General features: G+C 49.0%; 17 protein-coding genes. 15 read left to right on the plus strand and 2 right to left on the minus strand.

Annotated features, from left to right (window positions below):
- Positions 1-13: 13 nt before the first annotated feature.
- The 7 genes from ACFPVS_RS03510 (at position 14) to ACFPVS_RS03540 (ending at position 9,196) form a co-directional block, all read left to right on the plus strand.
- On the plus strand, positions 14-1,159 hold the full coding sequence (locus tag ACFPVS_RS03510) for a double zinc ribbon domain-containing protein (RefSeq protein WP_232507400.1): 1,146 nt from the start codon (positions 14-16) through the stop codon (positions 1,157-1,159).
- 162 nt (positions 1,160-1,321) lie between these two features.
- The gene (locus ACFPVS_RS03515; protein WP_096295423.1) at positions 1,322-2,230 is read left to right on the plus strand and encodes a peptidoglycan DD-metalloendopeptidase family protein; all 909 of its coding nucleotides are present in this window, start codon (positions 1,322-1,324) and stop codon (positions 2,228-2,230) included.
- Positions 2,231-2,397: 167 nt separating this feature from the next.
- Positions 2,398-2,946, plus strand: coding sequence for a TetR/AcrR family transcriptional regulator (locus tag ACFPVS_RS03520; RefSeq protein WP_096295422.1), 549 nt, complete (start codon positions 2,398-2,400; stop codon positions 2,944-2,946).
- A 274-nt stretch (positions 2,947-3,220) separates the two neighbouring features.
- Positions 3,221-3,868: a TetR/AcrR family transcriptional regulator gene (locus ACFPVS_RS03525; RefSeq protein ID WP_157742745.1), complete on the plus strand. Its 648-nt coding sequence runs from the start codon at positions 3,221-3,223 to the stop codon at positions 3,866-3,868.
- The gene (locus ACFPVS_RS03530; protein ID WP_096295420.1) at positions 3,865-4,917 is read left to right on the plus strand and encodes an HlyD family secretion protein; all 1,053 of its coding nucleotides are present in this window, start codon (positions 3,865-3,867) and stop codon (positions 4,915-4,917) included. The genes ACFPVS_RS03525 and ACFPVS_RS03530 overlap by 4 nt, the downstream gene beginning before the upstream one ends.
- A 65-nt stretch (positions 4,918-4,982) precedes the next feature.
- The gene (locus ACFPVS_RS03535; protein WP_096295419.1) at positions 4,983-8,084 is read left to right on the plus strand and encodes an ABC transporter ATP-binding protein/permease; all 3,102 of its coding nucleotides are present in this window, start codon (positions 4,983-4,985) and stop codon (positions 8,082-8,084) included.
- Entirely contained in the window at positions 8,084-9,196 is a 1,113-nt protein-coding gene (locus ACFPVS_RS03540; protein ID WP_123803833.1) for an ABC transporter permease, read from the plus strand. Before ACFPVS_RS03535 ends, ACFPVS_RS03540 begins: the two co-directional genes overlap by 1 nt.
- 510 nt (positions 9,197-9,706) lie before the next feature.
- Here the strand turns inward: ACFPVS_RS03540 and ACFPVS_RS03545 are convergent.
- Positions 9,707-9,976, minus strand: coding sequence for a hypothetical protein (locus tag ACFPVS_RS03545; protein WP_096295418.1), 270 nt, complete (start codon positions 9,974-9,976; stop codon positions 9,707-9,709).
- A gap of 226 nt (positions 9,977-10,202) precedes the next feature.
- Between ACFPVS_RS03545 and ACFPVS_RS03550 the strand changes: the two genes are divergently transcribed.
- The 4 genes from ACFPVS_RS03550 (at position 10,203) to yfaE (ending at position 16,295) form a co-directional block, all read left to right on the plus strand.
- Complete coding sequence (locus tag ACFPVS_RS03550) at positions 10,203-11,675, plus strand: TolC family protein (RefSeq protein WP_096295417.1); 1,473 nt, start codon at positions 10,203-10,205, stop codon at positions 11,673-11,675.
- A 444-nt stretch (positions 11,676-12,119) separates the two neighbouring features.
- Positions 12,120-14,399 (plus strand): class 1a ribonucleoside-diphosphate reductase subunit alpha, encoded by a 2,280-nt coding sequence (nrdA, locus tag ACFPVS_RS03555; protein WP_096295416.1) that lies wholly within the window; start codon positions 12,120-12,122, stop codon positions 14,397-14,399.
- 401 nt (positions 14,400-14,800) lie between these two features.
- A complete protein-coding gene (nrdB, locus tag ACFPVS_RS03560; protein ID WP_096296134.1) occupies positions 14,801-15,934 on the plus strand; it encodes a class Ia ribonucleoside-diphosphate reductase subunit beta in 1,134 nt (377 codons plus the stop codon).
- 61 nt (positions 15,935-15,995) lie between these two features.
- A complete protein-coding gene (gene yfaE, locus ACFPVS_RS03565; RefSeq protein WP_096295415.1) occupies positions 15,996-16,295 on the plus strand; it encodes a class I ribonucleotide reductase maintenance protein YfaE in 300 nt (99 codons plus the stop codon).
- A gap of 81 nt (positions 16,296-16,376) precedes the next feature.
- Here the strand turns inward: yfaE and ACFPVS_RS03570 are convergent, their stop codons facing one another.
- On the minus strand, positions 16,377-17,681 hold the full coding sequence (locus ACFPVS_RS03570) for a replication-associated recombination protein A (RefSeq protein WP_378595415.1): 1,305 nt from the start codon (positions 17,679-17,681) through the stop codon (positions 16,377-16,379).
- 208 nt (positions 17,682-17,889) lie between these two features.
- Between ACFPVS_RS03570 and ACFPVS_RS03575 the strand changes: the two genes are divergently transcribed.
- The 4 genes from ACFPVS_RS03575 (at position 17,890) to aroD (ending at position 21,520) form a co-directional block, all read left to right on the plus strand.
- On the plus strand, positions 17,890-18,261 hold the full coding sequence (locus ACFPVS_RS03575; protein ID WP_096296133.1) for a hypothetical protein: 372 nt from the start codon (positions 17,890-17,892) through the stop codon (positions 18,259-18,261).
- Between the two features lie 78 nt (positions 18,262-18,339).
- Positions 18,340-19,749: a threonine synthase gene (gene thrC / locus ACFPVS_RS03580; RefSeq protein ID WP_378595417.1), complete on the plus strand. Its 1,410-nt coding sequence runs from the start codon at positions 18,340-18,342 to the stop codon at positions 19,747-19,749.
- Positions 19,750-19,911: 162 nt separating this feature from the next.
- Positions 19,912-20,691, plus strand: coding sequence for a ferredoxin--NADP reductase (locus ACFPVS_RS03585; RefSeq protein WP_096296132.1), 780 nt, complete (start codon positions 19,912-19,914; stop codon positions 20,689-20,691).
- A gap of 85 nt (positions 20,692-20,776) precedes the next feature.
- Positions 20,777-21,520, plus strand: coding sequence for a type I 3-dehydroquinate dehydratase (gene aroD / locus ACFPVS_RS03590; protein WP_096295414.1), 744 nt, complete (start codon positions 20,777-20,779; stop codon positions 21,518-21,520).
- The last annotated feature ends 13 nt before the right edge of the window (positions 21,521-21,533 follow it).

Consider the following 21,533-nt stretch of genomic DNA (forward strand, 5'->3'; position numbering starts at 1 on the left):
ATATACACGGCAGTTGTGGTCGCCTTGTCTCGTTTTTATTTTAATCCACTATACATTAAAGAAAAGGTGTTTAGTCATGAAATTCAAAATAAACAAGAAAAATGAAACACTTACTGAAACCAATCGCCATACTGAAAAATGGTTTAGACGTGGTTTGTGGCTGTTGTCGTTTATTTTTGCGTCTTTTTTAATTGGACTGGGTGGCAAAATTGTCAATGATTTACCCAAAGTGGAAAGTCAGCGCGAATGGGAAAGTTACGTTAGCCCAGACAAATTGAATACGATAGACAACGCAAAAAAATCTTGGGAAGCCAAACGCGACCAACATGAAAAATCGCTAGCGCAAGCCAAATTGGCATTAGAAAAACAAGAAAACGAAACGCAAGCACAACGTGAAAAATTTGCAGCTTCATTGGCAACACGCCACACAACAGGGATTCTTTCTGAAAACGAGCGCGTGTTTGAACGCACCAAAGAATACGAGCAACTAATAGACAAAGAACGTCAGTTAAATAATCAAGTTGCCCATATTCGCCAAGAAATTGCCGCAACCGAAGCACAAATGACTGAAGTGGAACGCGGACGCGAACAATTAGAAGCCGAAGGACGTAAACTTAAAGAAATAGACGACCGCAAAATTGAGCTGAAAATCTTTTTGTATCGTTTGGCTTTGACTTTGCCGTTGTTGTTGGTGGCGGCGTGGTTGTTTAAAACGCAGCGGCATTCGCGTTGGTTTCCGTTTGTTTGGGGATTTATTTTCTTTGCGCTGTTTGCGTTTTTTGTGGAGCTTGTGCCGTATTTGCCGAGTTACGGTGGTTATGTGCGTTATTTTGTGGGGATTGTGGGGACGTTGGTGGTTGGCAAATACGCGATAAATGCGATGTATCGTTATTTGGAGCAGAAGCAGGCGCAAGAAGCGTTGCCAGCTACTGAACGCGCAGCGTTAAATTACGAATTGGCGCAGAGTCGTTTGAGTAAACACATTTGTCCAGCGTGTGAGCGTCCGTTGGATTTTAGCAATCCGCAAATGGATTTTTGTCCGCATTGCAGCACGCGCCTGTTTCAAACGTGTGTACATTGCCAGACGCGGACCAGCGCGTTTAACCGCTACTGCTACCAGTGTGGCGCGGCAACAAAATCGCAAGAAAATATTTCCTAAAAATTTTCAGACTGCCTTAATTTATTGGATTTCAGGCAGCCTGAAACAAATCAATCAGCAGATTGGTTTGTCATTTTACCCATGCAACACTTGAGAATGGGGCGTATTTTGATTATGATATGCCCCAACAGAAATAGAAAACCCAAAACGAAGGTCATCCATATGTTGAAAAAAACCGCATTCTATGCCGGCTCGGCTACTTTGGCATTATTCTTAAGCGCGTGTGCCAGCCAGCAACCTGCACCTGTTGTCGCCGGTACTTCTTCCACCGCCCCGACTTCAACGGCAGCCAATCCATACGGCGACAATCCATACGATCCGAATGCGGCTTCCACCGTGGCCACAGATGCGTCATATGTTCCACCGACCGTACCACCTTTTTCTACCCCTGCTTACACCGGCTCGACCAGCGGCACTTACGTGCCTTCTTACGCACCGGTTGACGTGAATGCGGCAACGCATACCGTGGTGCGTGGCGATACCGTTTACAATATTTCCAAGCGCTACAACATCAACCAAAACGATTTGCGTTCATGGAATAATTTGGCTGACAACACCATCAGCGTGGGTCAGGTTTTGCGTGTGAAACCGGCAGGTTATGTGGCACCGGCTACCCCGGCTAGCACCACAGCGAATACGCCAACAGCTGCTCCGGTCCCTACTCCGGCTACAACCGCTGCCGTATCGACCGGCGCAACCCGCACCGTAAGCGGCATTACTTGGCAGCGCCCGACGGTGGGCAATGTAATTACCAATTTCGGCGGCAACAATAAAGGTGTAAACATTGCTGGTAATGCCGGTCAATCTGTGGTTGCGGCTGCGGACGGTAAAGTCGTGTATGCCGGTTCAGGCTTGCGCGGATACGGTAATTTGGTGATTGTGCAGCACAATTCTACTTTCCTGACTGCCTACGGCCATAACCAAAGCCTGATGGTTAACGAAGGCCAAACCGTGAAACGCGGCCAGATTATTGCCAAAATGGGCAGCACCGATGCACCGCGCAACCAATTGCACTTTGAAGTGCGCCAAAACGGCAAGCCGGTAAACCCGACTACTTACGTTCCGTTCTAAACCAACTGATTTTATTGAATCCGGATAAGGCCGTCTGAATCATGCATCTGCATGATTCAGACGGCTTTTTTTTAATTTTTCTTGCCTGAAACAAAATATCGGGAGCATAGTATTTTTTGATTGGACAAATGCCCAATCAAAAACAGAATAATCACAAGGAGAATCTCATGAACAGTATCACCATGCAGTTGGTGCGTGCCGGCATCAAGCTTTATCCAAGCCATGGATATGACGGCTTAACTGCTGAAGTCATCTCCAAAAATCTCAACATTTCTCCACAAACATACGAATCGATGTTCCCCGATAAAGATGAATTTATCAAAATCATGTTGCAGGAATTCAATGCCTGTCCGTTGGGCAGATTGTCATCCGATTTTGCGCCGCAAATGCCGCCGATAGAGCGTTTTCGTCAAATTGTATGGCGCTTGGCGGTGGCTTTGCGCTGCAACTTGGATTGGACGCACCGTATGCTGTTGGATGGCTGCTTAGGTGTCAAAATCATTAGGAGGGCCTTAAAAATACAAAATGAAATCATCGCTTTAGGCCTGATTAATTTGCTGCGTGAATGTTATGAGGGACTGGAAATTTCCGAATTGGAATTGCAAAACCGCTATGAGTTTTTAAAAGGTGCGGTATTCCTGCCGCTCATTATCACATATCGTGATGAGAAAATGGGGTATTGTCGGAAGATATCAGCAGCAATGTACCCGACCTGATGGCCGATACGCATATCCAGCAACATATCAGTTGGGCGTTTAAAGTATTATTCAATGATTGAATGCAATAGGCCGTCTGAACGTGCATGGCTTTCAGACGGCCTATCTGGTTTATTGAAAAAACATGAATTTGAACAAAGTTCTATGTAAACCCAAGAGTGAAAACACCATGTTATATTGATGGATGATAAGTATTTTTATTCTAAAAATTTTCTTGATAGGGAAAAATTTTTTCATCATAATTGGACGGGTGTCCAATAAAAAGGAAGTTGCCATGTCTGAACAAAGCGCACATGACAAATTCATTGCTGCCGGCAGCAAACTGTATCCCAAGTTAGGTTATTACAAGCTTTCGGTGCGCGTGTTGGCGGTTGAGGCGGGGTTAAGCTCGGGTATGTTTCATCATCTTTTTACCAATAAAGATGCCTTTATTCTTGAGTTGCTCAATCATCACAACAATGACATTTCTGCCAATCTCGACATGGCGGCGCTCTCGGATAATCCCTTTGAAAAGCTGCGCGCCATGGCGCAAGTTTTGGCCGAAAACATCCGCAATAATTTACAAATGATTCACCGCATGTTTGCCGATAGCGCGAATGGCGTTGATGTCATCAACCATTTTATCCGCACCACCATCGGGCAACGCATGGAATTATTCAGGAAAGTATTAGAAGAGTGCGGCAAGCTGGACAACGGTGTTCCGGCAACCGATATACAACGCTTGGGCTATTTCAGTGCGGCCGTAAATGCGCCGATGATTATCGGTTCGCGCTTTGGCCAAATGGATTTGCTGCCTCATACCATCAAAGGCCGGGTGGCGGATATTCTCACCGATGAGGCCATTACCGAACGCATCGACTGGTGTCTGAATGCGATGTTTCCCCATCACGCAAAATTCACCGATAAACAGGAAAAATCATGAAAAAAATCATCACGATTACCGTGGTTGCGGCATTGGCTGTCGGCGGTTTTTATTATTGGCAGCACCAACAAAGCGGCAAGTTGCCGGAAAATATTGCTCAATCCAACGGCCGCTTGGAATTAAACCGCATTGATGTCGCCAGTCTGTATGGCGGCCGGGTGTCGAAAATGAATGTGGAAGAAGGAGACGATGTGAAAGCAGGCGATGTGTTGGCGGAATTGTCTTCCGATACAAGCTCCAGTCGTTTGGCAGAAGCGCAGGCAGCGGCACGCCGTCAGCAAGAAGCGGTCACGCGTGCGCAAGCCGCCAAAGCACAGACGCAACAATCCGTTGCCCGAGCACAAGCCAATGTCGATTCAGCCCGTCAGCAGCAACGCGTGGCTAAATTGGAATTAGACAATGCCCGAAAATTGTTGGCCGACCAATTGGTTTCGCGTTCGGAAGTAACGAAACGCCAAGCCGATTATGAGCGTGCGACTGCCGGTGTGAAAGCCGCCGAAGCCGCCCGTGACGAAGCGCAAGCCGTTGTGGTGCAAACCGGTGCACAAATCGCCGAAGCGCAAGCAGGGGTGGAACAAGCCCAAGCACAAGTCAAATCCGCCACGTCCGCCAATGACGATATGAACATCCGCGCCCCGATTGACGGACGCGTGGAATACAAAATCGCCGAAGTCGGCAACGTGATTGCAGCAGGCAACAAAATCGTCAGCCTGTTGGATCCGAGCGATGTGTCGATGAACATTTTTCTGCCAACCGACAGCATGAGCCGTCTGAAAGTCGGTGATGAAGCCCGCATCAAGCTTGATGGCATCGATGCCGTGTTCCCTGCGGCTGTCAAATTCATCGCCACTGAGGCGCAATTCACACCAAAATCAGTGGAAACCGAAAGCGAGCGAGCCAAATTGATGTTTAAAGTGAAATTGCAAGTACCGTCTGAAACCGCTATGCGCTACAACCGTCTATTGAAAGGTGGCTTAACCGGCAATGGTTTTGTGAAAACGCAAGAAGGCGAATGGCCGTCTGAATTGGCGGTGAAGCTGCCGCAATAAGTTTCAATATTTTCAGACGGCCTTGAGGTAACGCAGGCCGTCTGAACCACATGAGTGAAATAAGCATGACAACAACCGCCGTTTCCCTTTCTGCTGTTTCCCACCACTACGGCAAAGTGCTGGCACTGGATAACGTATCGCTTGAAATCGGGCGTGGTCAGACCGTAGGTTTAATCGGCCCCGATGGCGTGGGCAAATCGACTTTATTGTCGTTGATTGCCGGTGTGCGCGTGATTCAAGAAGGCAGTGTGTCGGTGCTGGGTGGTGACATGGGCAACAAAGAGGCGCGGCGCGAATTGTCGCACCGCATTGCCTATATGCCGCAAGGGTTGGGACAGAATCTTTACCGCACCTTATCCGTATATGAAAATATCGATTTTCATGCGCGTTTGTTTGGTTTAAAGGCTCAAGAACGGGAACAGCGGATTACGCGTTTGGTAGCGGCAACGGGCTTGGATCCGTTTGTCGATCGTGCGGCAGGCAAGCTTTCCGGCGGTATGAAGCAGAAATTAAGTCTGTGTTGTGCCCTGGTACACAATCCTGATTTATTGATTTTGGACGAACCGACCACCGGTGTCGATCCCTTGTCCCGTCGCCAATTTTGGACGCTGGTTAACGATTTGCGCCAAGAAAACCAAGGCATGACGGTGATTGTGGCCACCGCTTATGTGGAAGAAGCGCAGCAATTCGAGCAGCTTTTGGCGATGGACGACGGCAAATTGTTGGCCAACCAATCGACGCAATCGGTTTTGGAGGAATACGGCACCGAAGTGCTGGAAGAAGCCTACATCAAAATGCTGCCCGAAGAAAAACAGACCGAAGGCATTTTAAATATTACGCCATTTGCCCCTGATTCCGATTTGCCACCGGCAATTGAAGCACACGGCTTAACCAAGCGTTTTGGCAATTTTACCGCCGTTGACCGGGTCAGCTTTACTATTCCGCAAGGCGAGATTTTCGGATTTTTGGGCAGTAACGGCTGCGGTAAATCCACCACCATGAAAATGCTTACCGGCTTACTGGAAGCGACCGAAGGCATGGCAGAATTGTTGGGCAGACCGATTGATGCAGGCGGCACCGACGTGAAAATGCGCGTGGGCTATATGTCGCAAGCGTTTTCGCTGTATGAAGAACTGAGTGTGCGCCAAAACTTGGATTTGCATGCCAAGCTTTACCAATTGGGTGACAAGGGCAAAGCGGCGGTAGATAGCGCATTACAGCAGTTTGAATTGGCTGAAGTGGCCGATACCGCGCCGTCATCGCTGCCTTTGGGCATCCGCCAGCGCCTGCAATTGGCCGCAGCGTGTCTGCATCATCCCGAAGTATTGATTTTGGACGAGCCTACTTCGGGCGTTGACCCTGCTGCCCGCGATATGTTTTGGCGCCATCTGCTCAAGCTCTCGCGCGAAGACAAAATCACCATTTTCGTCTCCACCCACTTTATGAACGAAGCCGAACGCTGCGACCGCATTTCCTTTATGCACAAAGGCCGTGTGTTGGGCGTGGGCACGCCGGAAGAATTGACCCGGGAGCAAAACGCACCGGATTTGGAAGAAGCATTTGTGCAGTATTTGATTGAAGCAGAAGGTGAAAACGAATCCGGTGAAAAAGTAGGTGGGCCAATCCAATCTGCGTCGGCTGCTTCAGACGGCCCGACCTCAACCGAATCACAACAGCCGGCTTTTCCAAATCAGGCGGCCAACGGCGAAACGGCCACACAATTGGCTGCCCGCGTGATTCAGGCCGACAGACAGCAAGACAGGCCGTCTGAAAACAAACAAGCCGAATCTGATTCATACGGCCTTGTCACCGATTCCGCACAGGCTGTGTCATTTCCTACAGAAAATGACACACAACATGTGACTGGCTCAAAACCACCATCTGTTCGGCAAAATAATGACTTTGCTTCTACGGAATATATCTCTATGCCGTCTGAAAACCAAACGGCAGAGACGCGCTCATTTAATCAACTTTCAGACGGCCCGTATACGCGAAGGCCGTCTGAAAACGCCAATCCCAAGCGCGACACCGAATCATTGAAATACTGGCTGGCAACGGTGTTCACCTTTGCACGGCGCGAAACCAAAGAATTAATCCGCGACAAAATCCGTTTGGTGTTTGCCGTATTCGGGCCGGTAATTATGCTGGCCGCAATGGCATGGGGCGTGTCGTTTGATGTGCAAAATCTAAAGTTTGCCGTGTACGACCGAGATCAAACCAGCGCAAGCCGTGAATTGGTGGAATATTTTTCCGGTTCGCGTTATTTCATCGAGCAGCCGCCGTTGCAAAGCGAAGCCGAAATTCAGACGGCCTTGGAAAGCTCGCAAGCAGTAATGGTGATGGATATTCCACACGGCTTCGGGCGCGATGTGGCGCGTGGTTTGTCGCCGGAAGTGGCTTTTTATATCGATGGTGCCATGCCGTTTAATGCTGCCAATATTCAAGGTTATGTCGCCAGTTTGGCCGGGGCATACAGCCGCGCTAAAATTGAAGCGCAAGGCTTGCCGGTAAATTTGAATCCGCCGGCTGTGGTCGAACCGCGCATGTTGTATAACCAAGATTTCAACAGCATCAACGCGATTGCACCGGGTGTGGTGATGCTGGTGTTGATTATGGTGCCGGCGATGATGGCGGCAGTAGGCGTGGTGCGTGAAAAAGAGGTTGGGTCGATTGCCAATTTTTATGCGTCGCCCGCCAGTGTGCCGCAATATTTAATCGGTAAGCAGCTGCCTTATATCGGCGTCGGCCTGATTAACTTTGCCGCCTTGGCGATGATGTTGGTGTTTTGGTTCGGTGTGCCGCTCAAAGGCTCGTTACTGGGCGTATTGATTGGCACAGTCTTGATTGTAACGGCTTCAACCGCTATGGGTTTGGTGATTTCCAGCTTTGTGCGTTCACAATTGGCGGCGATTTTCGCGGCGGCGATTATTTCTATTATCCCCACCATCAATTATTCGGGTTTCCTGTATTCACTTTCTGCCATGAGCGGGGCTTCGGTCATGTTCGGCAAAATCATGCCTGCCTCTTGGTATCGCAACATTACCGTCGGCAGCTTCACCAAAGGCCTAAACACAGCCGATTACACTACTGAATATGCAGCTATTGCGGCATTTGCGGCGGTGATGTTGGTTTTTGCCTGTATGCTTTTGAAAAAAAAGGAGAAATGATGAGATCCTTGCGTAATATTGTTACGCTGATGTTTAAGGAATTCCGCAGCCTGTTAACAGACCCGGTGCTTTTGGTATTGATTGGATTTATGTTTACCGGCTCAATTATCAGCTCGGCGCAAATCAGCACCGATGTGAAAAATGCGACGGTCGGCATCATCGATCAAGACCGCTCACCTTTGTCGCTGCGCATTCGTGATGCCATCTTGCCGCCTTATTTTAAAATGCCGGTGGAAATCAAGCGAGAAGCTGCCGACGAGCTGATGGATAAAAACAGTTTGATTTTTGTGTTGGAAATTCCCCCGAATTTTGAACGCGATGTTCAAGCCGGACGCAGCCCGTCATTGCAGCTTTTAACCGATGCCACCATGATGACGCAGGCCGGTTTGGGGTCGGCCTATCTGACCCAGATTATCAATCGCGAAATTCAGGAATTTGTCGGCATGCCTTCGGTGCCGGCGGTCTCGCCGGTCATGAATATCCAGTTTAACCCCAATGGCGACAGCGTGTGGTTTCTGCCGATTATGCAGGAAGGCAACAATGCAGCTTTGCTGATTTTGATTTTGGTCGGTGCGGCGGTGATTCGTGAGCGCGAACGGGGCACCATCGAGCATCTCTTGGTAATGCCGGTGCGTAGTTTTGAATTGATGATGTCGAAGATTTTGGCCAATAGTTTGGTGATTATGGTGGTGGAATTATTGTCGGTATGGCTGCTTGTGCATCATGTACTGGGTGTGCCGATTAATGGTTCAATCGTGCTTTATGCGGCAGGCTTGTGGCTGTTTCTCTTTTGCGTGGCAGCCTTGGGTGTGATGCTGGCTACTGTCGCCCCGAGCATGGCTCAATTCGGTTTGCTGATTATCCCGATCCACATGGTCACGCTGCTGTTTTCAGGGTCAACATCTTCACGCAGCAATATGCCTGAAGCAGCACAAAGGATTAGTGAATATTGGCCGCAAACGCAATTTGCCAATTTTTCGCAAAACGTAGTATTCCGCGGGGCGGGTTTGGATATTGTATGGCCGCAAATGCTTGCCTTAATGCTGCTGGGCTTGGCTTTTTTGGGCTATGCCTTACTGCGTTTTAGAAAAATGCTTGAGCAGCAGGGATAATGTTTTCAGACGGCATAATGCCTTGGCGCAATCAAGAGTTTGCAGGCGGCTTATAGTGAACTGAAATAAGAAATTTGCTTCGTTGGCTGAGGCTTGCCGCATTTTGATGCTGCCCGGTCTCTTGCTGTTTAAGACAGTTATATTTTTCAGACGGCCTCAATGGGTAGGCAAGCCATCTGAAAAGAAGATAAATATGCAAAGAAAAAGCCGCCTGCAAAGAATGAGACGGCTTTTTCTGATTGGAGGCAGCCCGATAGAATCAGATTGAAGCCATTCGGAAGAATACATTGGAAACAATGTATCAAGGCTATATCTCTGAAATTAAAAACTGCTTAACGGTTAAGTAACCGGATAAAAATCACCATAACAGCCATTCCGATTGCAAGCCGCCAATAAAACATATCTTTGCCTGGAAAGAAAAATTTAAATCCTATCCCAATAATTAAGGAAGATATGGTAATAATTAATAACAGAAGGCATAATTTTTTCATGGTTAACCGGTTGTTCGTCTTAGAAATAGGGGCTGCCGACCGATGTTCCTATTGCGCTGGTTGCAAAAGCACCTCCGGCAGTCATTGCTGCCGAACGGATACCGTTCACTGGGCTGAATGCACCTCCTACTCCGCCAAGTGCTACCGCACCCAGAAATTTGTTGGGATCTTTGCCTCCCGCGGCTAAATAGCCGTATCCGACACCATATGCGCCGGCTACTGCACCTACTGCATTCGCAACCCAACCTCCGGATACATTTTGGATTTCTTCGGTACCCAGAACTTGCATGATAATTGTCTCCTATCAGATTAAAGCTTGAAACCAAACAGAATTTTCGATTTTTCAAAAATCCTGCACAATAAGAGAAAATATGAGGGTTAAGGTTTTTATGTTTTTTTATAAAAAATCATTAAATTCAATTAATTTAAATTATAAAAGTTAAATCATTATGAAGATTGAATTTTGATTGTTACAGGAATACTTAAAGACCGTCTGAACACAAAAAGGACATTCGATGAAAAAATCCGTATCAATATCCGCTTTATGCGCTGCTGTGTTATTGGCCTTAACCGCTTGTCAAAGTACGCAGATTCCGCTTCATTCGGAGATTAATGTGCCGCAATCGTTTAACGAAAGCGAAGCCGCAAAAGGCAGCGAACAAATCGCCCAATGGTGGCAGCATTGGCACGATCCGGTGCTGAGCCGTTTGATTGGACAAGGTTTGGCGCAGGGCTATGACGTCAAAATCGCCATCAGCCGCTTAAACGAAACACGTGCCACCAGTCGGGCAGCCATCGCTGATTTGGGCCCGCAAGCCGGCTTGAGCGGGCAGGGTGCGGTGATGCGCGGAGAAGCGGATAACCCGCTCTCAGGCGTGCCGGCACAACTTCCGCAGGCAGGCACATTGGGCAATGACACGGTGGACATCAAAGGCAACCAGTTAGTCGGCGGCATATCCGCTTCGTGGGAGCCGGATATTTTCGGTCAGAAACGCAGCGACGCCGATGCCGCCTATTACGCCGCTTTGGGGCAGCAAGAGCAGGTCTATGGCGCGCAAATGTTGGTGGCCGGTGATATTGCCGAAAACTATTTTAAAGCACGTGCGGTGCAAGGCCGTCTGAAAGTCGCAGATACCAGTATTAACACACTCAAGCGCTTGCAGCAATATGTGCAGGGGCGTTTTAAAGCCGGTCATGTCAGTGGCTATGAAGTGAATGAAGTCGGTGTGCGGCTGACTGCCGCTGAAGCCAAACGTGCCACGCTGCAGGCCGAATATGAGGCTTATGTGCGCAGTATTGCCGTGTTGACGGGGAATGTACCGCAACGCTTTGATTTACCGCCATCAGGTGTCGATGTATTAGCCAAGCAACCGGCCGCACCGAGCGGGCAAACGCCGCAAGGCATGCTGGAGCGCCGCCCCGATTTACGCGCCCATACCGCGCAAGTGAATGCTTATGCCGCCAAACTGGCCAGTGCCAAAGCCGATTTATTGCCGCGGTTCAGCATTAATTTTTTGGGACAAGGCGCGCGCATCGGCATTGACGGCAGCGATGCCCTGAAAGGCTGGGCAAGCCTGTTGAGCGTAGGTATTCAAATGCCGATTCTCACCAATGGCCGGATTAAAGCCAATATTGCCGCTGCCGATGCCCGCCTTCAGACTGCCTTGCTGCAATATGACCTTCAACTTTTGATCGCATTGGGTGAAGTGGACAGCGCCTATCAAAGCGTGCATGCCATGCAGCGTCAAACCGCGCTGATGCAAACCGCCCACCGCCAGGCCGCACAGCACGCGAGCGACACGGAAAAGCTGTTCCGCAACGATTATAAAACCTTAGATCACGCCTTACGCGCGCATTTGAACGAAAACCAAATGCAGGAAAACCTGATTCAGGCGCAGCTTGCGCACGCGAAAATGCTGGTGTCACTTTATAAGGCTCTAGGCGGCGGTTGGTCGGATAGCCTAAACTCATCGGAATCGGGTGTGTGATATAGAAGGCCGTCTGAAAAGAATCGGATAGAATGCCAATTTATTTTCAGACGGCCTTTTTTGACAACGTGTCGTGTTTGTCACATATTTTTAAGTTTACAAATTTTAACGCACTAAAAATCTGCTCAAAAATCAGTCAAAAAAATCAATCTGCCCCTTTTCAGACGGCCGCACGATAAAATCAAAATTACCTGATTTCATAAGCCTTTAGCCATTTCGCTATTTGATGGAGTCTTCAGCTGCGCTCACGCCAAGGCTTGAATTTTCTAGATTATGGCTGTCAAGAGGGTAAAAATGTAAAAATCTTCAGGCCGTCTGAATCTTGCAAACAATCCAAAAAAAACATGCTTTGTCAAGACTAGATGTTCAAATTGAAATACATTATATTGTGTGCCGTAAGATTAATTTATACCGTATCTTGTGTTTTCAGCTAGGACTTTGATGATGAATGCAACCACTCACTTGCAAGTAACCAAACGCGATGGCCGCTTGGAGCCGATTGATTTAGACAAAATCCACCGTGTTGTCACTTGGGCGGCCGAAGGCTTGAATAATGTATCGGTGTCGCAGGTCGAGCTGAAATCCCACATTCAGTTTTACAACGGCATCCGCACCGACGACATCCACGAAACCATCATCAAGGCGGCAGCCGACCTGATTTCGCAAGATTCGCCCGATTATCAGTATCTGGCCGCACGTTTGGCCATTTTCCACCTGCGGAAAATCGCTTACGGCGAATTCGAACCGCCGCATCTTTTCGACCATGTGAGCAAGCTCACCGAGGCCGGCAAATACGACCGCCATATTCTCGAAGACTATACGCGTGAAGAATTTGATGAGCTGAATGCCTACATCGATCATTGCCGCGACATGACCTTCTCATACGCTGCGGTGAAGCAGTTGGAAGGCAAATATTTGGTGCAAAACCGAGTGACCCGCCAAATCTACGAAACGCCGCAGTTTCTGTATATTTTGGTGGCAATGTGTCTGTTCAGCAAATACCCGAAGGCCACACGCTTGGATTATGTGAAGCGCTTCTACGATGCCGTTTCTACCTTTAAAGTATCGTTGCCTACGCCGATTATGAGCGGTGTGCGTACGCCAACCCGCCAATTCTCAAGCTGCGTATTGATTGAGTGTGACGACAGCTTGGATTCCATCAACGCCACCACCAGCGCGATTGTGAAATATGTATCACAACGTGCGGGCATCGGCATCAATGCCGGCCGCATCCGCGGTTTGGGCAGCGAAATCCGCGGCGGTGAAGCGCAGCATACCGGCTGTATTCCGTTTTTCAAAATGTTCCAAGCGGCAGTGAAATCCTGCTCGCAAGGCGGTGTGCGCGGTGGTGCGGCAACTTTGTTCTATCCGATGTGGCACATCGAAGTCAAAAATCTGCTGGTGTTGAAAAACAACCGCGGCGTAGAAGAAAACCGCGTGCGCCATTTGGATTACGGCGTGCAAATCAATAAATTGATGTACACCCGCCTGATTAAAGGCGGCAACATTACCTTATTCTCACCAAACGAAGTGCCGGGTTTGTATGACGCATTTTTCGCCGACCAAGACGAATTCGAGCGTTTGTATACCCAATACGAGCAAGACCCGAACATCCGCAAACGCAGCGTACCGGCCACCGATTTGTTTTCATCACTAATGCAAGAGCGCGCAGGCACAGGCCGCATCTACATTCAAAACGTCGATCACTGCAACACCCACAGCCCGTTTGACCCGAGCGTGGCACCGGTGCGCCAGTCTAACCTGTGTCTGGAAATCGCCTTGCCGACCAAACCTTTGGACAACATCCACGACGAAAACGGCGAAATTGCCTTGTGTACCTTGTCTGCCTTCAACTTAGGCACATTGAACGACTTGGACGAATTCGAAGAAATGGCTGATTTGACCGTGCGCGCCTTGGATGCCTTGCTGGATTACCAAGATTATCCGGTGAAAGCCGCTTATCAAGCGACCATGAACCGCCGCACCTTGGGCATCGGCGTGATTAACTACGCGTATTACTTGGCCAAAAACGGCGTGAAATACAGCGACGATTCCGCCATCGGCCTGACCCACCGCACTTTTGAAGCGATGCAATATTATCTGCTGAAAGCATCGGTCAATCTGGCCAAAGAATACGGCGCTTGCCCGTTGTTTAACGAAACCGTTTATTCGCAAGGCAAACTGCCGATTGACACTTACAAAAAAGATTTGGACGCCATCTGCCAAGAGCCACTGCATTACGATTGGGAAGCCTTGCGCGCCGACATCGTTAAATACGGCTTGCGCAACTCAACCCTGACTGCCCTGATGCCGTCTGAAACCAGCTCGCAAATCGCCAACGCCACCAACGGCATCGAGCCGCCGCGTGGATTGGTGACGGTGAAAGCATCGAAAGACGGTATCTTGAAACAAGTCGTGCCGGAGTTTGAAAACCTGAAAAATGCCTACGAAACCCTGTGGCAAATGCCGAGCAACGACGGCTATCTGAAATTGGTGGGCGTGATGCAGAAATTTGTCGATCAAGCGATTTCAGCCAACACCAGCTACGACCCGGGCAAATTCGAAGGCGGCAAAGTTTCCATGAAACAAATGCTGAAAGACCTGCTCACCGCCTACAAATACGGCGTGAAAACCCTGTATTACCACAACACGCGCGACGGTGCGGACGATACGCAGGCTGATTTGCAGGATGACGGCTGCGCGGGCGGGGCTTGTAAGATTTGATGAAGTTAGAGTTTTAAATTGCTTATGTATATTAAGGCTTTCTTTCGAAGGCCTTTGCTTGAAGCAATAAGCTCTGGTTCTTTGAAATAAAGCTTTATTTACATAAATTATTACCATATTCATAGGTATTATGAAAAAAAGCTTTATTAAAAACATCACTTCAAACCCAGTAAACTTAGGCATAGTTTGTTTGGCTATTTGTCTCAAACTGGTTTTTGTTCTCTATTTCATGAGCTCAAGTATTTCTAATATTGGAAGTCTTGAATTTAAGAAAAAGGGCGATGAGGTTTTAATCAAATATACGAAGCAGTAACACGATTTAAGTATGCCCGTATGAGCATTTTCAGACGGCTTTTGTACGATAGACAAGAGAGAATACAATGTCTTGCGACCATTTAACCATGTCATACAGCACATTCACCAAAACACCGAACGATGCATTAAAAGAACCAATGTTTTTCGGCCAGTCGGTGAACGTAGCGCGTTATGACCAGCAAAAATACGAAATTTTTGAAAAACTGATTGAAAAACAATTGTCTTTCTTTTGGCGTCCGGAAGAAATCGATGTGTCGCGCGACCGCATCGACTATTCCAATTTGCCGGAACACGAAAAACACATTTTCATCAGCAATTTGAAATACCAAACGCTGCTGGATTCGATTCAAGGCCGCAGCCCAAATGTAGCGCTGCTGCCGTTGGTGTCGATTCCGGAGTTGGAAACGTGGATTGAAACATGGTCGTTTTCCGAAACCATCCACTCGCGCAGCTACACCCACATCATCCGCAACATCGTCAACGATCCGTCGGTTGTGTTTGATGATATTGTGCAAAATGAATACATCATCGCGCGTGCGGAAGACATTGCCTGTTATTACGATGAATTAATTGAATATACGCAGTATTACAATCTGTTCGGCGAGGGCAAGCACAATGTCAAAGGCAAAACGGTTGAAGTTTCGTTGCGCGAGTTGAAGAAAAAGCTGTATTTGTGTTTGATGTGTGTGAATGTGCTTGAAGCGATTCGTTTCTACGTGTCGTTCGCCTGCTCGTTTGCCTTTGCCGAGCGCGAATTGATGGAAGGCAACGCCAAAATCATCAAGCTGATTGCGCGTGATGAAGCCTTGCACTTAACCAGCACGCAGCACATGCTGAACTTAATGCGCGCCGGTGTCGATGATCCGGAAATGGCGCAAATTGCAGCGGAGCTGGAAAACGATTGCTTTGAATTGTTCAAAAAAGCGGCCGAGCAGGAAAAAGAATGGGCGGCTTATTTGTTTAAAGACGGCTCGATGATTGGCTTGAACAAAGAAATTTTGGGTCAATACGTCGAATACATCACCAATCTGCGTATGCAGGCGGTGGGTTTGAAACCGGCATTTGAAGGCGCGAGCCAAAACCCGATTCCGTGGATTAACGCGTGGCTGTCGTCCGACAATGTACAGGTCGCGCCGCAGGAAGTGGAAATTTCTTCTTACCTGATCGGGCAAATCGATGCGGAAGTCAACGCCGACGATTTGGGCGATTTCGAGCTGTAACACTTCACTTACAAAAGGCCGTCGGATTGAGCATTTCTTTCAGACGGCCTTTTATCAAACTATGGCCATTATTAGCACACATGACAAAATTTTTGAGCTGCAAGACGGCGAAACCCTGCTGGAAGGGCTGGAACGTACCGGCCACGAGGTTGAGTACCAATGCCGCAGCGGCTATTGCGGTTCATGCCGTCTGAAAATCATCAGCGGCAAGGTCGGCTATGATGATTTTCCGTTGGCCTTTATCACACCCGGCGAAATCCTGCCTTGTTGCTGTCGGGTCACGGAAGACATCACGCTTGATTGCCGTACTAAAATTCACGAGCCAGATTTGTTTGATGTGGATTTGTTTGACAAAGAATAAAAAATCATTGAAAAGGCCGTCTGAAATATTGGGTTTCAGACGGCCTTTTGATGATAAATCATTCAAAACCAGCCAATCATTTTATTTTAAGGCTTCATCATCCAGCGATTTCAGCCAAGCCAGTTTTTCGCCGATTTTGATTTCCAAGCCGCGTGGCACGGGTTGGTAAAATTCAGGCTCGTCCAAGCCGTCGGGCATATAGGTTTCTCCGGCGGCATAAGCATGCGGTTCATCGTGGGCATAGCGGTATCCGCGACCATAGCCTAATTCTTTCATCAGCTTGGTCGGCGCATTGCGCAAATGCACCGGCACTTCATCGCTGGCATTTTCCCGCACAAATGCGCGCATTTGGTTGTAGGCATTGTAACCCGCATTTGATTTTGCCGCCGAAGCCAAATACAACACGGCTTGTGCCAAAGCCAGTTCGCCTTCGGGGCTGCCCAAGCGTTCGAAAGTGGTGGCGGCATCGTTGGCAATCTGAAAGGCGCGCGGGTCGGCTAGGCCGATGTCTTCCCAAGCCATGCGCACAATGCGTCGTGCCAGATAGCGCGGGTCGGCGCCGCCGTCGATCATGCGGCAGAACCAATACAGTGCGGCATTGGGGTGGGAGCCACGCACGGATTTGTGCAGGGCGGAGATCTGGTTGTAGAAGCTCTCTCCGCCTTTATCGAAACGGCGGATTTGCGCCCCCAAGCTTTCTGCGAGAAAAGCGGCATCTAAGGTTTTCAGACGGCGCGTATCGGCAGCGCGGAGCAGTTGTTCCAATAAATTCAGCATGCGCCGTGCATCGCCGTCGGCCGTGTTCACCAATAATTCGCGTGCTTCAGCATCAATTTCAAAATCTTGATATTCGGGCAAGGCCAGCACTTTTTCAATTAATTGCTGCAAATCTTGTGCAGATAAGGATTGCAACACATACACTTGCGCACGGCTGAGCAAGGCCGGATTGACTTCAAACGATGGGTTTTCCGTGGTCGCGCCGATAAAGGTCAGCAAGCCGCTTTCCACATGCGGCAGAAAAGCATCCTGCTGCGCTTTGTTGAAACGGTGTACTTCATCGACAAACAAAATCGTCGCGCGCCCCTGTTGCAGGGCGGTTTCGGCTTTCAGGATGGCCTCGCGGATGTCTTTTACGCCCGAAAATACAGCCGATACAGGCAGAAACTGCGCATGGAAACTTTGCGCGAGAATGCGTGCCAATGTGGTTTTGCCGACACCGGGCGGCCCCCACAGCAGCATGGAATGCGGTTTGCCGCCTTCTACCGCCACGCGCAACGGTTTGCCTTCGCCGATTAAGTGCTGCTGGCCGATGACTTCGTCTAAAGAATGCGGCCGCAGGCGTTCGGCGAGCGGGGCGTCGGGTTGACGGGTAAATAAATCGTTCATGACAGATTCCGTTTCAGACGGCATTGTGGTTTTCTTGCCGGATATTATAGCGCAAGCGTTCGCATGATTCAGAGCCTTGCTGTATAATATGCCGGAAATTTAAACCGTGGCGCCGATTAGGCGGCATACGTTAAAAACAGGCGATTCGGGCGAGGTAGCCATGCCCGTTATCATATTGATTTGAATGTTCCGTTTGGAAGGTTACAGAATGAAAAAAATCTTGGCAGCCGCTGTGTCGGCTTTATTGTTGGGCGCATGTGCGAGTGGTACAGGTACGTCCATCAACGGCTTGGGCAGCGGTACCGGCATCGGCAGCAGCGTGGTGAAAATGGCGGTGGAAAACCAATGCCGCACCGAATTGAACAAGCGCAACGAATGGCGCATGGTGGCTTTGGCCATGTCGGCCGAAAAACAAGAAGAATGGGAAAGCAAAATTTGCGGCTGTGCCAGCGAAGAAGCTCCTAACCAACTGACTGCCAATGAAATGATGCAGGTTTTGAATCCAAGCACCCGTACACAAGCTTTGGCGACTGTGACCGCTAAAACCGTGACTGCTTGCGTAAAACGCATTTACCGCTAATTATATTGTTCAGACGGCCCGAAAATACTTCAGGCCGTCTGAAATCTTTAATGATTAAACAGATACAGAGTAGAAAACATGAAATACATCAGCACGCGCGGTGCCACTGCGCCGAAATCGTTTAGCGAAGTATTATTGATGGGCTTGGCACCCGACGGCGGCTTGATGCTGCCCGAGCATTATCCGCAAGTGGGCGAGGTGACCCTGCAAGAATGGCGCACGCTGAGCTACCCTGAGCTGGCGTTTAAAATCATCAGCCTGTTTGCTACCGATATTCCAAGCGATGATTTGCGCGATATTGTCAACAGCACCTATACCGAAGCTACGTTCGGCACCAAAGAAATTACGCCTGTGCGCAGCCTTTCAGACGGCATCAAAATTGAAGCTTTGTCTAATGGCCCGACCTTGGCCTTTAAAGACATGGCGATGCAGTTTTTGGGTAACGCGTTTGAATATGTGTTGAACAAAGAAGGCAAGCAAGTCAACATTTTAGGTGCGACCAGCGGCGATACCGGTTCGGCGGCGGAATATGCTTTGCGCGGCAAAAAAGGTGTGAATGTATTTATGCTCTCGCCGGAAGGCAAAATGAGTGCGTTCCAACGCGCGCAAATGTTCAGCCTGCAAGACGAAAATATTCACAACATTGCCGTAGAAGGCATGTTTGATGATTGCCAAGACATCGTTAAAGCCGTGCAAAACGATGCCGAATTCAAAGCCAAATATCATGTCGGCACGGTTAACTCGATTAATTGGGGCCGTATTGTGGCGCAAGTGGTGTACTATTTCGCCGGTTATTTCAATGCCACCACCAGCAATGAGCAAAAAGTGAGCTTCTGCGTACCAAGCGGCAATTTTGGTAACGTGTGCGCCGGCCATATTGCGCGCCAAATGGGTTTGCCGGTGCATCGCTTAATCGTGGCAACCAATGAAAACGATGTGTTGGACGAGTTTTTCAAAACCGGCCGTTACCAACCCCGCACCACCGAAAACACTCACGTTACCTCAAGCCCGTCGATGGACATTTCCAAAGCGTCGAACTTCGAGCGTTTTGTGTTTGATTTGATGGATCGCGATGCCGATACAATCCAAAACCTGTGGGCTGAAGTGGCATCAGGTAAAGGCTTTGATTTGAAAGGCCATTTAGAAGAAATCCACGAAAAATACGGTTTTGTATCGGGTAAATCGACCCACGCCGACCGCTTGGCGACCATTCGTCAAGTGTACGAGCAAGACGGCGAATTGATTGACCCACACACCGCCGACGGCGTGAAAGTGGCGCGTGACGTGCGCGAAGCGGGCGAAACCATCGTTTGCTTGGAAACTGCGTTGGCGGCCAAATTTGACCAAACCATTTATGAAGCGGTGGGTAACGTGACCATTCCTCGTCCGGACGGTCTGGCAGGCTTGGAAGATCTGCCGCAACGCGTCGAAGTGGTGAAAAACGATGCTGAGCTGGTGAAAGACATCATCCGCAAAGCATTGGATTAATCACTCATAAGGCCGTCTGAACCTGATTGATTCAGACGGCCTGAACCATGAAATATGGGCGCTTGGCCTCATAAACAGCCCGGTACCCTGATTGAAAACGGTTATATTTCAAAACAGTTAGAAAAAGTGCCGGCAACGGCTTTTGTTCATAGGAAAAGATTCATGTCATCAAAATTTTATACTGAAAAGGTGTTGTCAGTGCATCACTGGACAGATGCTTATTTCTCTTTCACCTGCACCCGCGATGAATCATTGCGCTTTGAAAACGGCCAATTTGTAATGATTGGCTTGATGGTAGACGGCAAACCATTAATGCGCGCCTACAGCGTGGCATCGGCCAACTGGGAAGAGCATTTGGAATTTTTCAGTATTAAAGTGCAAGATGGTCCGTTGACCAGCCGTTTGCAGCATTTGCAAGTAGGCGATGAAGTGTTGATCAGTAAAAAACCGACCGGCACTTTGGTGGCAGGCGACTTAAATCCGGGCAAACATTTGTACCTGCTGAGCACCGGCACCGGCCTTGCCCCATTCTTGAGCGTGACCAAAGACCCTGAAATTTACGAGCAGTTTGAAAAAGTGATTTTGGTGCACGGCGTACGTTACAAGCAGGATTTGGCTTATTACGGCCATTTCACCAAAGAGTTGCCGGAGCATGAATATTTGGGCGGAATGGTGAAAGAAAAATTAATCTACTATCCGGTGGTATCGCGCGAAGAATTTGAACATCACGGCCGCCTGACCGATTTGATGAAGAGCGGTAAATTGTTTGAAGACATCGGGTTGCCGCCGATGAATCCGCAAGACGACCGCGCAATGTTGTGCGGCAGCACCGCGATGAACAAAGATACCGCCGCCATTCTCAACAGTTTCGGCCTGACCGCGTCGCCAAAAGTAGGCCAACGTGGTGATTACTTGATTGAACGCGCGTTTGTGGATCAATAATCGCTGACCGCGTTTAGCCTTCATAAGGCCGTCTGAACATATTATGCTTTCAGACGGCCTTTCATTCTAAAATAAAGGAGAAAAAATGAATACCGTTCAAATCAAAAACGTGACGCTGGGTGCAGGCAGCCCGAAAATTGCCGTGCCGCTGGTGGCCAAAAATTCGGAAGGTCTGCAGCAAGCGATTGCTGGCTTGGCCGGATTGAGTTTCGACATTGTGGAATTTCGTGTCGATTTTTTAGACATTGCCGCCGATGCCGTGTTGGCGCAAACGGAAATGGTGCGCCAAGCTTTGCCGGATACGCCGCTGCTGTTTACCTTCCGCCGTGCAGTAGAAGGCGGCGAATGCCCTTGCGACGACAATTATTATTTTGACTTGGTTCACCTCGCGATTGAATCGGGTTTGGTGGATATTATTGATATTGAACTGTTTGCCGGTGATGAAAAAGTGCAAGCAGCGGTGCAGGCTGCGAAGGCTAAAGGTGTGGCAGCGCTGTTGTGCAATCATGATTTTGACAAAACACCGGAAAAAGAAGAGATTACAGGCCGTCTGAAAAAAATGGAAAGCTTGGGTGCGGACATCTGCAAAATCGCGGTGATGCCGCAAAGCGCTGCCGATGTGTTGACCTTGTTGGACGCCACGCAAGAAGTGTATCAAACCGCCAAGCAACCGATTGTCACCATGTCGATGGGCAAGCTCGGTGTAATCAGCCGTTTGGGCGGGCAAACCTTCGGCTCGGCCATGACCTTCGGTGCCGCAGCCAAAGCGTCGGCGCCGGGGCAGATTGGTGCAAATGATTTGCGCCGTATTTTGGATACCTTGGCTTAAGTCATTTTATATG

The sequence above is a fragment of the Neisseria weixii genome (assembly GCF_042658245.1).
Classification (GTDB): Bacteria; Pseudomonadota; Gammaproteobacteria; order Burkholderiales; family Neisseriaceae; genus Neisseria; species Neisseria weixii.

Excerpts from the sequence above, each read along its gene's own strand:
- ACFPVS_RS03525 (WP_157742745.1), top strand. The coding sequence starts at position 3,221 with ATGTCTGAACAAAGCGCACATGACAAATTCATTGCTGCCGGCAGCAAA.
- ACFPVS_RS03515 (WP_096295423.1), top strand. The coding sequence starts at position 1,322 with ATGTTGAAAAAAACCGCATTCTATGCCGGCTCGGCTACTTTGGCATTA.
- nrdA (WP_096295416.1), top strand. The coding sequence starts at position 12,120 with ATGAATGCAACCACTCACTTGCAAGTAACCAAACGCGATGGCCGCTTG.
- ACFPVS_RS03550 (WP_096295417.1), top strand. The coding sequence starts at position 10,203 with ATGAAAAAATCCGTATCAATATCCGCTTTATGCGCTGCTGTGTTATTG.
- ACFPVS_RS03545 (WP_096295418.1), bottom strand. The coding sequence starts at position 9,976 with ATGCAAGTTCTGGGTACCGAAGAAATCCAAAATGTATCCGGAGGTTGG.
- ACFPVS_RS03520 (WP_096295422.1), top strand. The coding sequence starts at position 2,398 with ATGAACAGTATCACCATGCAGTTGGTGCGTGCCGGCATCAAGCTTTAT.
- nrdB (WP_096296134.1), top strand. The coding sequence starts at position 14,801 with ATGTCATACAGCACATTCACCAAAACACCGAACGATGCATTAAAAGAA.
- yfaE (WP_096295415.1), top strand. The coding sequence starts at position 15,996 with ATGGCCATTATTAGCACACATGACAAAATTTTTGAGCTGCAAGACGGC.
- ACFPVS_RS03575 (WP_096296133.1), top strand. The coding sequence starts at position 17,890 with ATGAAAAAAATCTTGGCAGCCGCTGTGTCGGCTTTATTGTTGGGCGCA.
- ACFPVS_RS03530 (WP_096295420.1), top strand. The coding sequence starts at position 3,865 with ATGAAAAAAATCATCACGATTACCGTGGTTGCGGCATTGGCTGTCGGC.
- aroD (WP_096295414.1), top strand. The coding sequence starts at position 20,777 with ATGAATACCGTTCAAATCAAAAACGTGACGCTGGGTGCAGGCAGCCCG.
- thrC (WP_378595417.1), top strand. The coding sequence starts at position 18,340 with ATGAAATACATCAGCACGCGCGGTGCCACTGCGCCGAAATCGTTTAGC.
- ACFPVS_RS03585 (WP_096296132.1), top strand. The coding sequence starts at position 19,912 with ATGTCATCAAAATTTTATACTGAAAAGGTGTTGTCAGTGCATCACTGG.
- ACFPVS_RS03535 (WP_096295419.1), top strand. The coding sequence starts at position 4,983 with ATGACAACAACCGCCGTTTCCCTTTCTGCTGTTTCCCACCACTACGGC.
- ACFPVS_RS03570 (WP_378595415.1), bottom strand. The coding sequence starts at position 17,681 with ATGAACGATTTATTTACCCGTCAACCCGACGCCCCGCTCGCCGAACGC.
- ACFPVS_RS03540 (WP_123803833.1), top strand. The coding sequence starts at position 8,084 with ATGAGATCCTTGCGTAATATTGTTACGCTGATGTTTAAGGAATTCCGC.